The 13,664-nt window shown below is 69.2% G+C and carries 14 protein-coding genes; 2 read left to right on the top strand and 12 right to left on the bottom strand.

Annotated features, from left to right (window positions below; genetic code table 11):
- Positions 1–22: 22 nt before the first annotated feature.
- The 7 genes from IGS68_RS11200 to IGS68_RS11230 all read right to left on the bottom strand — a co-directional run bounded on the left by IGS68_RS11200 (position 23) and on the right by IGS68_RS11230 (position 7,194).
- On the bottom strand, positions 23–844 hold the full coding sequence (locus IGS68_RS11200) for a universal stress protein (RefSeq protein WP_201079942.1): 822 nt from the start codon (positions 842–844) through the stop codon (positions 23–25).
- A gap of 269 nt (positions 845–1,113) precedes the next feature.
- Entirely contained in the window at positions 1,114–1,692 is a 579-nt protein-coding gene (locus tag IGS68_RS11205; protein ID WP_201079943.1) for a hypothetical protein, read from the bottom strand.
- Positions 1,689–2,270, bottom strand: a complete 582-nt coding sequence (gspM, locus tag IGS68_RS11210; protein ID WP_201079945.1) for a type II secretion system protein GspM — start codon at positions 2,268–2,270, stop codon at positions 1,689–1,691. The genes IGS68_RS11205 and gspM overlap by 4 nt, the downstream gene beginning before the upstream one ends.
- Positions 2,267–3,310: a PilN domain-containing protein gene (locus IGS68_RS11215; protein ID WP_201079947.1), complete on the bottom strand. Its 1,044-nt coding sequence runs from the start codon at positions 3,308–3,310 to the stop codon at positions 2,267–2,269. The genes gspM and IGS68_RS11215 overlap by 4 nt, the downstream gene beginning before the upstream one ends.
- A gap of 259 nt (positions 3,311–3,569) precedes the next feature.
- Positions 3,570–4,775, bottom strand: coding sequence for a type II secretion system F family protein (locus IGS68_RS11220; protein WP_201079950.1), 1,206 nt, complete (start codon positions 4,773–4,775; stop codon positions 3,570–3,572).
- Entirely contained in the window at positions 4,775–6,496 is a 1,722-nt protein-coding gene (locus tag IGS68_RS11225) for a GspE/PulE family protein (RefSeq protein ID WP_201079952.1), read from the bottom strand. Before IGS68_RS11225 ends, IGS68_RS11220 begins: the two co-directional genes overlap by 1 nt.
- Positions 6,493–7,194, bottom strand: a complete 702-nt coding sequence (locus IGS68_RS11230; RefSeq protein WP_201079954.1) for a prepilin peptidase — start codon at positions 7,192–7,194, stop codon at positions 6,493–6,495. The genes IGS68_RS11225 and IGS68_RS11230 overlap by 4 nt, the downstream gene beginning before the upstream one ends.
- 598 nt (positions 7,195–7,792) lie before the next feature.
- Here IGS68_RS11230 and gspD point away from each other — a divergent pair.
- Together gspD and IGS68_RS11240 are read left to right on the top strand one after the other, a co-directional pair.
- Positions 7,793–10,096, top strand: a complete 2,304-nt coding sequence (gene gspD, locus IGS68_RS11235) for a type II secretion system secretin GspD (protein ID WP_201079956.1) — start codon at positions 7,793–7,795, stop codon at positions 10,094–10,096.
- A 124-nt stretch (positions 10,097–10,220) separates the two neighbouring features.
- Entirely contained in the window at positions 10,221–11,048 is an 828-nt protein-coding gene (locus IGS68_RS11240) for a type II secretion system minor pseudopilin (protein ID WP_201079958.1), read from the top strand.
- A gap of 3 nt (positions 11,049–11,051) precedes the next feature.
- On the opposite strand, the gene IGS68_RS11245 is transcribed toward IGS68_RS11240, so the two are convergent.
- The 5 genes from IGS68_RS11245 to IGS68_RS11265 all read right to left on the bottom strand — a co-directional run bounded on the left by IGS68_RS11245 (position 11,052) and on the right by IGS68_RS11265 (position 13,549).
- A complete protein-coding gene (locus IGS68_RS11245) occupies positions 11,052–11,603 on the bottom strand; it encodes a type II secretion system protein GspJ (protein ID WP_201081255.1) in 552 nt (183 codons plus the stop codon).
- The gene (locus tag IGS68_RS11250; protein WP_201079960.1) at positions 11,600–12,034 is read right to left on the bottom strand and encodes a type II secretion system protein; all 435 of its coding nucleotides are present in this window, start codon (positions 12,032–12,034) and stop codon (positions 11,600–11,602) included. Before IGS68_RS11250 ends, IGS68_RS11245 begins: the two co-directional genes overlap by 4 nt.
- The gene (locus IGS68_RS11255; RefSeq protein ID WP_201081257.1) at positions 12,027–12,476 is read right to left on the bottom strand and encodes a GspH/FimT family pseudopilin; all 450 of its coding nucleotides are present in this window, start codon (positions 12,474–12,476) and stop codon (positions 12,027–12,029) included. Before IGS68_RS11255 ends, IGS68_RS11250 begins: the two co-directional genes overlap by 8 nt.
- Positions 12,477–12,507: 31 nt before the next feature.
- On the bottom strand, positions 12,508–13,014 hold the full coding sequence (gspG, locus tag IGS68_RS11260; protein WP_201079962.1) for a type II secretion system major pseudopilin GspG: 507 nt from the start codon (positions 13,012–13,014) through the stop codon (positions 12,508–12,510).
- 127 nt (positions 13,015–13,141) lie between these two features.
- Positions 13,142–13,549 carry a hypothetical protein gene (locus IGS68_RS11265; RefSeq protein ID WP_201079964.1) on the bottom strand — a complete coding sequence of 136 codons (408 nt, stop codon included), beginning with the start codon at positions 13,547–13,549 and terminating at the stop codon, positions 13,142–13,144.
- Positions 13,550–13,664 lie beyond the last annotated feature (115 nt).

A 13,664-nucleotide genomic window follows, 5' to 3' on the forward strand; every position in this document is an offset into this window, starting at 1 on the left:
AGGCGCGCCGGCGGCCCCCGGGTCAATGGGCCATGAGGACGGGAACGTGCATGTAGTCCAGCACGGTGCGCGTCGCCCCGCCCAGGACCCATTCGCGGAGCCGTGAGCGGCCGAACGCCCCCATCACGATCAGGTCCGCCGAAACGTCGTGGGCCGCGTCCAGGATCGCCGAGCCCGCGGCGGAGCCGGAGACGTCGGTGCGACGCAGCTCGGCCGCGATCCCGTGGCGCTGCAGGTAGGCCATCAAGTCCGGCTCGGGCCGGGGGGTCGCCGGCGGCAGCTTCTCGCGGTCCTCGCTGCCGGACAGCACGACGACACGCTCCGCTCCCGTCAGGAAGGGCATGCCCCGCATCACGGCGTCCGCGGCCTGGGCGCTGCCGTTCCAGGCGACCAGGACGGACTTGCCCGTGTCGAAGAAGGGGCCGGTGGACGGCACGACCAGGATCGGGCGGCCGGTAGGCACCGTCACGATCTCCTCCACCACGCCCCAGCTCTCGCCGGGTTCGGTCTTGCCGACGACGACCAGCTCTTGCAGGCGGCTGACGATGGCGATCAGGTCTGCGGCGTCGCCCTCGTAGGCGCTCCAGGCGAGATCGACACCTTCGCGCTCCGCCAGGGAGCGTATCCGCCGTTCCGCCTCGGCGGCCGCCGCGTAGTCACGCTCTATCAGCGTCTGCAGCGGCGCCGAGTTTTCCGTCAGGATCGCCCGCATGCGCGCGACGTCCTCCAGCGCGTAGAGGCAGGTGACGCGTGCATCGAACCGCCCGCCGAGCCGCAGGGCGACCTCCACGGGCTCGATCGACCCGTAGGGACGGACATGCGCGAGAATGTCCAGGTAAGCCATTGCCGTCTTCCTCCCTTGAACCTGCGGAGCCTTCCGCATGCGCGTTTCCGCCGACTCTAGGCGCCGACGCGAAGGCTTGCCTTGATCCAGGTAAAGGAGGATTTCGGATGGGCGGGGCGGCTCGCGGTGATGCAGTCCCGGCAGGGCGCAAGGGACGTTCCAACCGGAAACGCCGGACCTCGAAGCGCTGGTCGGTCACGGGACATGTCGAGGCTGGCAGGAGCCGGTGGAGGCCGGGAGGATACGGGCTGTCCTTCGGTGGCGGCGTTTCAGAAGAGAGGGCCCGGTTCGGGCTTCCGCGACGCTTCCCGCAGGACCCGTTCGGCGACTTCGGCAACGGTCGGCGTGACCTCCACCCGCTGCTGGTCGCCCGACCGCTTCAGGTAGACCACGGCCTGTACCGCGTCCGATCCGAAGGTCACCCTTTCGCGGTCGATCGCGACGACGCGCCATCCGGCGAGTTCGTCCCCCGGCGCGACGCGGCGGGTCCGGCCGGCGTCGGCGTCCAAGACGACCGCCACCGCCCTGGCCGACGAGACCGCCACGCCGAGAACCTGCGGCACGGGCACGTCCGACTGGGCCGGCTCCTCCTCCGCGGCGGCGGACTCGACCCCTGCCGGGACGTAGGGGCGTCGGCCAGGCGTGAAGGCGGGCCTCCGCAGCAGCTCGTCGATGTCGGCGGCGACCTGACCGCCCGTGTCCTGGGACCGAACCCGCTCCGCCTCGATCGATCCCGGCGGAATGTCCACCGCCGGCTCTTCCGGTTGCCAGCCCAATCCCTGGACCAGCATCATGCCGCCGGCTGCCATGGCGAACAACGACATGAGAAGGGGGGAGGAAGGGCTCATTCCTTACGGTCCTCGATGGCCAGGATGTCGAAATCCGCCTGTATGTCGATCCGGGGGGCCTCTGCGGACGGGTCCCCGCGGCTGGAGTCGGCGGCGATATGGAGGCTGCGCACGGCCAGCGACGGATCATGCTGCTGGACGGCGCCGAGAAGCCTTGCCAGGGATGCCTCGTCGCCGGCGGCCGTCACGCGGATGCCCAGCTGGACCGCATCGTGCTCGCGCCGCGCCGGCACCGGCTGGATGCTGCGCTGCTGGATTCCGGATTCCGCCACGAGCTTCTGGATGAGCTTCTGGAACTCGGCGGACCCGAGAGCTTCGTTCTCGATGCGCAGGATGCCCTTGCGGCTGCCCGCTGCGTCCTGCGTTTCCTGCAGGGTCTGCTCCAGCACGGGAATCCGCTGCACCGCGGCCGTCAGGCGCGCCCGCCAGGCCGCGGCGTCGGCCAGCCTGGCCTGGGCCGCCTCGAAGCGGTCCAGCAAGGGAATGACGACGAGGTTGACCGATCCCATGACCAGCGAGACGAGGATCGTCAGCGCCAGCAGCTTGGAAAGTCGGGGTGAAATGGTGAGGGTGTTCATCGGCCCTCCGGTGCCGCACGCTCCAGCTCGAAGCTGAGGGAGAAATCCTCGCCCGCATCGCCCGAGGGGACGACCGCCGTGCGGAAGACCGGGTTGCGGAAACGGGGCGAACCCTCGATCACCTCGGCCACGCCGGCAGCCGAATTGGTCGAACCCTCGATCTGCACGGTTCTACCGTCGAACCGGAAACCCGTCAGGTAGGTGTCGTCGCCCGTGATGCGGGCCAGTTCCGCCAGCAGGACGAGCGGAACCTTGTCGGCCAGGAAGGCATCCAGCGCCTGCTCGCGGGAGGCGATCCCGGAGATCCGGCGCTCCAGGTCGCCGGCCCTCGCGGCCTCGAGGCGCAGGTCGGCCACCTCCGCCTCCAGGGTTTCGGCCGCCGTCTCCAGCCGGACCAGGGGAATCAGGACGCCGGCCAGGGCGGCCCCCAGGCCGATCGCCCAGCACAAGGCCACGAATCGGCCAGCACCTCCGGCCGCGGGCCGGGTGGCGCCGAAGCCGAGGTCGACGGTGCCCTGGGGAAGATCGACCGACAGGGACCCGATGGAGGCCTCGGCGTCCGCCAGGATAGCGCGGATCGGATCGAGCAGGCGTTTCGGAACGCAGATCATGTCCACGACGAGCCGCCGGCCGGCGGCGTCGCGCTGCCGGACGCGATACCCGAGATGGACCTGGTCCGCCTTGAACGGGGTTCGCCGGTCGACCTCGAAGCGAAGGGCCTGGAGGGCCGAACGCTCCGCGGCGAGCGGCAGTTCCACCGGGCTGGTGACGGCCCGGCCCGCCGCGAAGACGGCGGCGATGCGGCGGCGCTTCAGCAGCCGCTTCAGGGCTTCCCTGTCATCCACGGCGAGCGGCAGTGAAAAAGTCGAGGATGACCGGGCCGAACGGCGGACGGTGATCGCGTCCGCCGCAAGCTCGACGCGGAGGTCCTTCGGCCGCAACAGGGTACGGAGCCTGCGCGGCACGAGGGAACTCAGCTCGCCGGTCCACCAGCGCCAGCCCTTCGATGCGGTCTCGGTAAGCGTGCCGGTCGCGGTCATGAACAACTTCTCCAATCGCGATCATCCGCCGCGTCGTGACGACGGCGATCAGCCTTCATTGATCAGGTCGGCGAGGCGCTTGGCAAGCTGTTCTGGCGACATACTTGGGTCAATATATCGGACAACTTGGCCCTTCTTGTTCAACAGGTGGATGTGCCTGGTATGCGCCATCGCCATGTCGTGGAGCCGGGTCGCGTCGTCAGGAGCCGGCCGGATCCTGACCATGCCCTTGCATGGCGCCCTCTTGCATGGGGCTCCCCTACATGGCTATCGAGTTCATGCTGAGGATCGCCATCACGACGGACGCGATGACGAAGGCGATCACGCCGCCGAGGCCGATGGTCAGCAGCGGCGCCAGCAGGGCGATGCCGCGCTGGATCTCGCTCTCGGCCTCCTCCTCCAGGATGTTGGCGGCGTGGCCCAGGACTTCGCCGAGCCGTCCGCTCTCCTCGCCGACGCGGGCCAGGTCGAGCAGGACGGCCGGAAAGATCCGGGTGGCTGCCAGAGGCTCGGCGATGCCGCGGCCCTCGACCAGGGCGCCGCGGACATCCTTCAGCGCATCGGCGAAAGCCATGTTGGTGGCGCCGCCGCGGGCCAGTTCGAGCGCGTTGGCGGCCGTCAGGCCGGCACCGACCAGGGTGGAGAACAGACGCGCGAACCGGCCGCCCTCGATCCGGCGGATCAGGCTGCCGGCCACCGGAGCCCGCAGCAGCAGCCCGTGCAGCGCGCGGCGGGTTTCCGGGGCGTTGAGCGAGACCCGTACGGCGATCGCCGCCGCGACCAGCGCGCCCAGCGCATGGAACCCGTATCCGCGGAACAGGCGGCTGGCCTCCAGCACCACGACGGTCATGGTCGGCAGGCGGTCGCCGGCCCCCTCGAACAGGGGTTCGAGCTGGGGCAGGACGACGGTGAACAGGGTGGCGATGGAAACGGCGGCCGTGACCGCCAGGATAGCGGGGTAGGTCAGGGCGGCCCGCACGGCCTTGGCGGACCTCGCGCGCCGGTCGGCGAGATCGGCCAGGCTGCGCAGGATGGTGGCGAGCGCGCCGGCAGCCTCCCCGGCGCGGATCATGCCGATGGCATAGGGCGGCGCGATCTCCGGCCGCTGCTCCAGCGCTTCGCTGAAAGGGATGCCCGACCGGACCTGCTCCAGCACGACGGCCAGGGCCGGAGCCATGGGCTTGAGGTCGCGCGACCGGGCGACCGACGCCAGCGCCTGGTCGAGCCGCAGCCCGGCATCGAGCAGGAGCGCCAGTTCGCGGGCGAATCGCGACAGCTTGGCCGCCGGCAGGGATTTGCGGCCGATGGCGAACCCGGTGGCGGCGGCTTGGCCCGCCTCGATGCGGAGCGGCACGGCGCCCCGTTCCTGGAGCCGGCGCGCGACCGCCTCGCTGTCCGCCGCGCTGAGGGTGCCGACGGCGACCTTGCCGTCCCGCTCGACCGCCTCGAACTGGAAGACGGGCATCAGGAGGCTCCCTGCAGCGTCGCCCGCAAGACCTCCTCCACCGTCGTGGAGCCTTCCGCGACCTTGCGCAGGCCGCTCTCGAACAGCGTCTCCATGCCTTCCTCCCGCGCGATCTCGGCCAGCCGGGGGGCTTCCCCGCGGGCCATGGCTGCGGCGCGCATGCGGTCGGTCATCACCATCAGCTCGGTGATCATGGTCCTGCCGCGCCATCCCGTGCCGCGGCAGGAGGGGCATCCGGGCGCGTGCATCGGCTGCGCCCGCCCGCCGTCGACGAAGCGGTCGAGATCGAACCGCTGGACGATCGCGTCCGCGTAGGGATGGGGCTCGCGGCAGTCCGGGCACAGGGTCCGCACGAGCCGCTGCGCCAGCACGGCGTTGAGCGTGGACGCCAGGAGGTAATCCTCGACGCCCATCTCCAGCATGCGCGTGATGGCGCCGGGCGCGTCGTTGGTGTGCAGGGTCGACATGATCAGGTGGCCGGTGAGCGAGGCCTCGATCGCGGTCTGCGCCGTTTCTCGGTCGCGGATCTCGCCGACCAGGATGACGTTCGGATTCTGCCGCAGCAAGGCCCGCAGGATCGAGGCGAAGGTCAGCTTGATCCCGGGCTTGACCTCGGTCTGGTTGACCCCCGGCAGCTGGTACTCGATCGGGTCCTCGATGGTGAAGTATTTGCGGGACGGCACGAAGACGCGGAGCAGCGAGCTGTAGAGCGTGGTCGTCTTGCCGCTGCCGGTGGGACCCGTCACCAGGACGATCCCGTAGGGCCGGTTCGACGCCTCCAGCCATTTGTCGAGGACCGGTCCGGTGAAGCCGAGCTTTCCGAAATCGAGCGCCACGGAGCTGCGGTCGAGCACGCGGATGGCGACGCTTTCGCCGTGAAGCGTCGGGACGATGCCGACGCGCAGGTCGACCTGGCGGCCGCCGACGGTCATCTTGATGCGGCCGTCCTGGGGCAGGCGGCGTTCGGCGATGTCGATGCCGGCCAGGATCTTGATGCGGGACACGACGGCCCGGTGAAGGACCGGCGCGGGCGCCTCGGTCTGGGCGAGGTCGCCGTCGATGCGGAGCCACTGCACCGGTCCGCCCTCGTGACTTTCCAGATGGAGGTCGGACGCGCGGCTCTCCACCGCCTGGACGATCATGTGGTTGACGAACCGGACGACCGGCGCCTCGCTCGCCAGGTCCTTCAGGCGCTGAAGATCGTCGTCGCCGGCCACCGTGGTGACGTGGGTGTCCGACGCGGCACCGTCGCGCAGCTTCGCGACCGCCTTCCGGATGTCCGACTGGGTCGCGACCCGGACCCTGACGGGCAGGTCGAACAGCAGTCCCGCCGCCTGGAGCGCGCCGGAGTCCGTCGGGTCGGCCGATGCCACCGCGACATGATCCTCCTCCACCCGGAGGGGAAGGATCCGGGCCTGCTCCATCCAGCGCGGACTGGCCTCGCCGACCGCCTCGGCGGGCCACTCGTGGGGTTCGACCAGGGGGAGCGAGAGCGCACGGCCCAGCGCTTCGGCGACGATCGTCTCCGGGACGATGCCCAGGTTGACGACCGCCGTCGGCAGCCCGATCCCGCTTTCCGACGCCGCCCGGCGGGCACGTTCCAGCGATGCCGGCGACAGATGTCCGGAGCCGAGCAGGTCGGCCGCGAACGCATCCTGGGGAGCGTCCGCGGGAGTCCCCGTGGCAGACGTGGCGATCAGGCTGTCGGCGAGGCTCATCATGGCTGCACCAGTTCGGGAACGAGGAAAACCACCCACAATGCGGCTGACAGGGCGGGGACGAAGGGAATGCGGCCGTCCGGCTCCACCCAGCCGCCGCGGACGAGCAACGCCGCGGCGAACAGGCCGAAGACGCCGGACAGGAACAGGACGCCCGGAAGCGCCGCCAGCCCGACCCAGGCACCGGCCACGGCGAACAGCCGGACATCCCCGCCGCCGATGCCCTCATGTCCCCGGATCCTGCGGTAGGCCGCGCCCAGCAGCCGGATGACGCCGGCACCGATCGCGGCGGCGGCGGCATGTGCCGGAACCGCCTGCGGCTCCACCCACCAGGTGACCGCCAAGCCGGCGGGAATGAGCGGCAGGGAAACCGCGTCCGGGACTTCGAGGTAGCGGAGGTCGATCAGGGCCAGGCCGAGCAGGGCCCAGCCCAGGATGGCCGCGAAGACCGACAGGGGCATCGGCAGGAGAACGGCGGCCAGGATCGCCGCCAGGGTGCAGGCCGCCTCGATGGACGGATGAAGGCTGCGCAGGGTCGCCGGCTGTCCCTCGGCACCCTCCAGGCATGCGTCGTCCCCGCCCGGCGGGGCGGGATAGCGATCGACCAGCACGCCGACGATGGCACCGCACAGTGGGGCTGACGCGATCAGAAGTAATTCCAAGCCGTCCACCTGCTTATTCCGGTCCGTTTCCGTGGACATGCGGGATCACCGCATTGGCGCGATGATACCCGTGTGGTGAGGGACAGCGGTCGAATTTATTCCCGCACCACGCCCTTTCGCCTTGTGGACGGGCCGCATCGACGCGGGCATTCGGGACCGCGATCCCCCGAATGTGCCTAAAGATGTACTGGTCATGCCGAAGGCCGACATGCATTTTCCACCAGCCGGGGATTCGCCATATGTACTGGGGGCGGCACTGTCCAGGATTTTCCCGGCTGAATGCAATGGAAAAACATTGCTGAACCGGAGGATAGCCGATGAATTACGCGTCGCTTGCAATCCAAGCTGCGCAAGAGGTTAATCCCAAGAGACCAGTCTGGATCCACTCTTTTTCACCCAGTCACTCCAGCGATGGATAGTTTTGGTTCCCGATCGTCGCTTAGGATTATTGAGAAGGAGTGGCGGAACCTGACTTCACTACCATTCCGATGATCTTTTCTAGTGCCCGGGTCATGAGTGACAGGACAGATGAGCCGGTTCCATCGGCGAGTGCAAGCCTCGGCGACCCACGGAGGTTTCGGTTTCCGACATCAGGTCTTCCCTTGAACCCCGGTTGCTTTTAGTCGGTGAACGATCGATGACGACACAGCAAAGGTCCGCTCCATCCGGTCTCCGACTGGGAATTTCCGCCTGTGCCGTCCTGGCCCTTCTGGCCGGATGCGCCCAGGGAACGGCGCGGAACAACCTGGACGACCGGATGTCCGAACTGATGCGCCCGGACGGCGGAACATCGGGTCAGCCGACGTCGCTCGTTCCGCCCGGAGGTCTCGGACCCGCCCCCGGCGGCCGGGACGAACCGCCGAGGCGACCCACCTATGTCGAGCGGGGCGGGTTGCGCATCCAGATGCCGGCGACCGCGACGCGCCCGACGCCGACCGGCGAGAGCGTGGAGCTGAACTTCCCGGACACCGACATCAGGGAGTTCGCGCGCGCCGTGATCGGCGACATCCTCGGGCTGACCTATGCGGTCGATCCGAGGATCGAGGGAACCGTGAGCGTCGATACCCGGGGGGCGATCCCGCGGGCCGACGTCCTGCCGCTGGTCGAGCGCGTGCTCCAGATGCACGGCGTCGCGCTGGTCCCGTTCCCCAACGGCTATCAGGTCGTCCCGGCGGAGTCGGCCCTGACCAACGGCCCGACCCTGACCGGCGGGCCGGGCATGGGGATCCGGGTCCTGCCGCTGCGTCATATCGAGGCCTCGAAGGCGTCCGAGCTGCTGGCACCGCTGACGCCCAGGGGAGCCGTGGTCTCGGTCGATCCCAAGCGGAACCTGCTGGTGCTCGCCGGATCGGGGCCGCAGCTCGACCTGATGGAAGCGACCGTGCAGGCGATCGACCTGGACCAGCTCCAGGGCATGTCCTTCGCGCTCAAGCCGCTCCGCTACGCGGCACCCGCGGCGATGGCCGAGGAGCTGACGGCGATCTTCGGGTCGGAGGAAGGGGACCAGGAGGTTCGCTTCGTGCCGGTCGAGCGCATGAGCGCCCTGGTCATCGTGACCCGCAACGCCGACATGATCGACCGCATGCTGAACTGGGCCGAGCGGCTGGACCAGGAGGGCGGCGGGTCCGACCCGGAGCTCTTCGTCTATCCCGTCCAGAACGGCAGGGCCGCCGATCTCGCGACTGCGCTGGGGCAGATCTTCGGCGCCGAACCGACCGGGCAGCAGATCGGCGGCGTGGCGCCCGGGCTCCAGTCGCGCCAGCTCGCGCAGTCCAACCTGACCCGGCGCGGCCAGGGCGGACTCTCCGGCCAGGGCGGGCTGGGCCAGGGAGGATTGGGGCAAGGCGGCTTGGGGCAAGGCGGTCTGGGGCAAGGCGGTCTGGGGCAGGGCGGCCAGGGAGGGTTCGGCAGCGATCCCCTGGGCGGCGGCGGCATCGGCGGCCAGGGCGGCACGGGCTTCGACGGCGGGTTCGACGGCGGTGCCGGCGGGCAGGGCAGCGGCTTCACGGCCGTGGCGGCACCGGGCCTGCGGATCATCGCCGACGACAGCCGCAACGCGCTGATCGTCCAGGGCACCCGCCAGCAATACCGCCGCATCGAGAACGCGCTCCGCCAGCTCGACACCCAGCCGCTCCAGGTGCTGATCGAGGCGACCATAGCCGAGGTGACCCTCAACGATACGCTCCAGTACGGCCTCCAGTGGTTCTTCAACAGCGGCAACTTCCAGGCACTGTTGAGCCAGAGCGCGAGCGCCACGCCGCAGCCCGCCCTTCCGGGCTTCGCCGTCGCCTTCAACACGCCGGACGCGCGGGTCGTCCTGCGCGCGCTGGAATCGGTCACCGACGTGCGGGTGATCTCGTCGCCCCAGGTCCTGGCGCTGACCAACCAGACCGCGCTGCTGCAGGTCGGCGACAGCGTGCCGATCCCCGTCCAGCAGGCGGTCAGCGTCGTCAATCCCGACGCGCCGATCGTCAATTCGGTCCAGTACGTCGATACCGGCGTCACGCTCCAGGTGATCCCGCGGGTCAACGAGGGCGGCATGGTCAGGATGGAGATCGAGCAGAACGTCTCCGAGGCGACGGTGACCACCACGTCAGAGATCGATGCCCCGACCATCGCCCAGCGCAGGATCGCCAGCACGGTGGCGGTCAGGAGCGGCGAGACGATCGGCCTGGGCGGCCTGATCCGCGACGGCTCCACCGCCGGCATGGACGGCGTCCCCTACCTGTCCAGGCTGCCGATCGTCGGCCCCCTGTTCGGAACCCGGGCGACCGACGTCAGGCGCACCGAACTGCTGATCCTGCTGCGCCCCCGGATCGTCCAGTCGACCCAGGACGCGCGCGACATGACCAACGAACTGCGGGCACGGATGCAGGCTTTGCTGCCGGTCGTCCATCGGGAGCCTATCCAGGGCACCCGGCAAGGGCTTCCGGTCCAGTGAAGCGCCCCGGGTCATCAGGACGGATTATCACGCCTGCCGCCGGATGAAGGGTCCGGGACGAATTCGCCATGGCCGAACGACGGCCGGTACGTCAGGATCCCGTCGGCATCGTCGAGGCAACGCTATGCGCAGACCCGGTTTCGCCCTGATCGCGGTATTCTGGATCGTCATGGTGGTCGGGCTGTTCACCGCGATCGTGGCGTCTCGGACCGGCTTCGACATCGATCGCAGCCGGTGGGCGCTGGATATGGGCCGGGTCCGGGCCGCCGCCGACGGCGCCGTGGAGGAAGCGGCGTTCCGGATGGTGGAACGCCTCGGTTCGGGGCAGCCGGTGACCGACCTCGCCGGTGTCCAGGAACTGGACCTGCGCATCGACGACATCCCGGTTCATGTGACGATCCAGGACGAGGACGGCAAGATCGACCTCAACGGCGCTCAGCCCGAACTGCTGGCGCTCCTGTTCGAGGCCCTGGCACGGGACAACCCCGACCTCCCCGTCGGCGATCCCGTGGCGCTTTCCGAACGCATCGCCGACTTCCGCGACATCGACAATCTGCGCCGGCCCAACGGAGCCGAGGATCCGGAATATGCCGCGGCCGGACTGGCGGCGGGTGCCAAGGACAGCGTCTTCGACACGGTGGGCGAACTGGAACAGGTCCTCGGCATGACGCCGGAACTGGCCGCCGCGGCGGCGCCGTTCCTGACGGTGCACAGCGGACGGGCGCAGTTCGATCCGGTCGTCAGCCCGCCGGGGCTTCAGCGGCTGGGCAGCGCCGTGGAGGCTGCCGGGCTTCTCAGCGGGATGGCGCCCTCGCGGCGGCGCATGTTCTCGGTGACGGCCGAGGCGGCGCTGCCCGGCGGGATCAGGCTGACGCGCGCGGCATCCTTCAGGATAACCGGCGACATGCGCCAGCCCGTCGCGTGGTACGGCTGGCGTTCCATGGACGGTTAGCCGTCAGCGATTGCGCGGAGCCACGACGATCGGCGGCCACTCCTGGGCGGGACCGCCGCTTACGCTCAACTCGACCAGATCGGGCAGGCGCTGGCCGGCCGGCCAGGCGTTCCGCCACCCGCCGGTGCTGTCCCAATAGCGGAACGAGACCCGCTCGACGCCTTCCAGGATCAACCGTTCGTTTCCCTGCTGCTCGCCGTCGAAGCGGAGCGGCTGCCATCGCGCAAGCAGGCCGCCGGGCGCTCCGCCCAAGGTGACGACGTTCGGCCCGGCGACGCCGAAGCGTTGTGGAAGGACGGTCACGAATCGGAGCGAAGCCTGGTCTCCGGCGAAGATCAGCGGCGCGCGGTCGCGTCGGTCCGACCGGATGGGCAGGGCCGTTTCCAGCCAGTCGGCGATCTGGCGATGCGTCAGGAACATATGGCCGCCGTCGCCCCGGGGCGCGGCGGCGCGGGCCGCCAGGGCGATCACCTGTTGGCCGGCAACCATGATGAAGGCGATGAGCGTCATCGCCACCAGCATCTCCAGGAGCGTGAATCCGGGGCGGCGGGTCATCTCGTCTCTCCCGGCATCATCCGGCGGGTCACCATCGAGATGTTCCTGCTGCCCCGCATGGACAGCCAGGACACTTCCACCCGGACATCGGCGATGCCGGCGGTGTTACGTCCGGTGGCGTCGCTCAGCGCCCGCAGGCAGCAAGTCTCGATGCGCCAGGAGAACCCATCGGGGCTGGTGCCGTCGAGGGGCGTTCCGGACGGCATCGGAATGGTCCGCCCCACCTCGGTCAGGAGCCTCTCCGCCAGCATCACCGCTTCCTCCGTGCGTTCGGCGCGTTCGGACGCCAGGCTTCCGAAGGAAAGTCGCGGCAGCATGGCACCCAAGGCGATGCCCAGGATCGCAAGCGCGACGAGCACCTCGATCAGGCTGAATCCGGGGCGCCGCCCAGGGGGCCGGGGCTGTCGGCGGACGGACGGCGCCTCAGTCATCGACCTGGATCCTGCCGCTCAGCCAGTCCGCCGCGATCCGCGCCTGCCCGCCCCTGGCGCTGGGCAGATCCAGGAGGACCGTCCCGCCCGAGGAGCCCCCGTCGGGATAGAAACGGATCGCGGCCGTCGCGGCGTCGCCCGGCGCGCCGCCGTCGATGCCGAGGACTTGGACACCGGAACCGGGCAGGCGGCCTCCTTTTCCGCCGGGCTGGACCCGCCATTCCCGGGCCTTCAGGTCGAACTGCACTTCGACCGGGCTTCGCGTCGCCGTCGCCATGTAGCGGGCGCGGGACATCGCCGATCCCAGTTCCCGGACGGCGGCCCTTTCCCTGGCCCCCTCTGCCCAGGCGCCCCCCAGGCGCGGAGCCGCCAGCATCGCCAGCCCGGCTATCGTCATGACGACGAGCAGTTCGAGCAGGGTGAAACCGGCGGATCGCTTCATGATCGGATCGGGACGCGGGCCGGTGACCGGATCACCAGCTGCCCAGGTCCTGGTTCTCCCCGGTGCCGCCGACCGCCTTGTCCGCGCCCAGCGTGAACACCTCGACCTCGGCGCGTTCTCCCGGAGTCCGGTATTTGTATTCCTGACCCCAGGGATCCTTGATCATGTCGGCCTTCCGCAGATAGGGGCCGTTCCAGCGCTGCGCGCTTGACGGACGCTCGACCAGGGCCTTCAAGCCGTCCTGCTGGGACGGATAGCTTCCCGTATCCAGCCGGTACATGTCGAGAGTAGTCGACAGATTCTGGATCTGCAACTTGGCGGCATCCACCTTGGCCCCGCTGAGATAACGCGCGACCGCCGGTGCGGTGACCGAGGCCAGAAGCCCCAGGATGACGAGCACGACCAGCAGCTCCAGGAGGGTGAAGCCGGCGGCCGCGGACGGACGCTTGCGATCGCCCGTCCGGCGTTCGGGTATCCGGCGTCCGGCAATCGGACGGATTGCTTTCAGGCTATGAGCCCCTTGGCGGGAATTCCCCATGACTTCCTCCAGCTTTTGACCAGGCGATGCCCTCGATGCGATGACGATCCCGCCGGTGGCGTATTCCGTCGGCCGGACCGTTTCCGCCGTGATGCCACAAAATAGAACGGAAACTCGAATTCGTTTATCAGGCATCCTGGAAGTGATGCCTGACCTCCTGCGTAAGTCGGTCGAGTTCGGTCGAAGCAAGGGCGCCTACTACAATGCATAGGTACCCGCTATTGTCCTGTGCAGCAACCTTCAGCCCCTTCGCCGGATCGTACTGGACAGGATCGCTCGCGGTCTGGTCGGACTTGGTGATGCACAGCGCCGTCGGCTGATCGGCTTCCGCCAGATGTTCTGTTTCCGCCGCGTAAACGGCATGGAACGCCGGGACGTCGGCCAAGAAGTCGCCACGCCCGCCGTGCGACGGATACGCGGAGAGACCGGTGCCGATGACGAGAGCGACCATGGCGGCGTCCACGGCCAAAACTGTCTCTAGGGGCAATTCCTCGTCGACATAGGCGACGAGGATGTCATTTGTAAGTTCTATCATGGACATCCCGTACGCAGGGACACCGCAGAGAGCCAATCCCATAAGATAGCCGCAGCTTGGCGGTCAGCCGGTCCCCCCATGGTCGCCGTTTCAGGCGATGCTCGCACTCGATATT

The organism is Skermanella sp. TT6 (assembly GCF_016653635.2).
GTDB lineage: Bacteria > Pseudomonadota > Alphaproteobacteria > Azospirillales > Azospirillaceae > Skermanella > Skermanella cutis.

What these genes read in the sequence shown, in the direction of transcription:
- IGS68_RS11200 (WP_201079942.1), bottom strand. Translation starts at nt 844, where the DNA reads ATGGCTTACCTGGACATTCTCGCGCATGTCCGTCCCTACGGGTCGATC.
- IGS68_RS11205 (WP_201079943.1), bottom strand. Translation starts at nt 1,692, where the DNA reads ATGAGCCCTTCCTCCCCCCTTCTCATGTCGTTGTTCGCCATGGCAGCC.
- gspM (WP_201079945.1), bottom strand. Translation starts at nt 2,270, where the DNA reads ATGAACACCCTCACCATTTCACCCCGACTTTCCAAGCTGCTGGCGCTG.
- IGS68_RS11215 (WP_201079947.1), bottom strand. Translation starts at nt 3,310, where the DNA reads ATGACCGCGACCGGCACGCTTACCGAGACCGCATCGAAGGGCTGGCGC.
- IGS68_RS11220 (WP_201079950.1), bottom strand. Translation starts at nt 4,775, where the DNA reads ATGCCCGTCTTCCAGTTCGAGGCGGTCGAGCGGGACGGCAAGGTCGCC.
- IGS68_RS11225 (WP_201079952.1), bottom strand. Translation starts at nt 6,496, where the DNA reads ATGATGAGCCTCGCCGACAGCCTGATCGCCACGTCTGCCACGGGGACT.
- IGS68_RS11230 (WP_201079954.1), bottom strand. Translation starts at nt 7,194, where the DNA reads ATGTCCACGGAAACGGACCGGAATAAGCAGGTGGACGGCTTGGAATTA.
- gspD (WP_201079956.1), top strand. Translation starts at nt 7,793, where the DNA reads ATGACGACACAGCAAAGGTCCGCTCCATCCGGTCTCCGACTGGGAATT.
- IGS68_RS11240 (WP_201079958.1), top strand. Translation starts at nt 10,221, where the DNA reads ATGCGCAGACCCGGTTTCGCCCTGATCGCGGTATTCTGGATCGTCATG.
- IGS68_RS11245 (WP_201081255.1), bottom strand. Translation starts at nt 11,603, where the DNA reads ATGACCCGCCGCCCCGGATTCACGCTCCTGGAGATGCTGGTGGCGATG.
- IGS68_RS11250 (WP_201079960.1), bottom strand. Translation starts at nt 12,034, where the DNA reads ATGACTGAGGCGCCGTCCGTCCGCCGACAGCCCCGGCCCCCTGGGCGG.
- IGS68_RS11255 (WP_201081257.1), bottom strand. Translation starts at nt 12,476, where the DNA reads ATGAAGCGATCCGCCGGTTTCACCCTGCTCGAACTGCTCGTCGTCATG.
- gspG (WP_201079962.1), bottom strand. Translation starts at nt 13,014, where the DNA reads ATGGGGAATTCCCGCCAAGGGGCTCATAGCCTGAAAGCAATCCGTCCG.
- IGS68_RS11265 (WP_201079964.1), bottom strand. Translation starts at nt 13,549, where the DNA reads ATGATAGAACTTACAAATGACATCCTCGTCGCCTATGTCGACGAGGAA.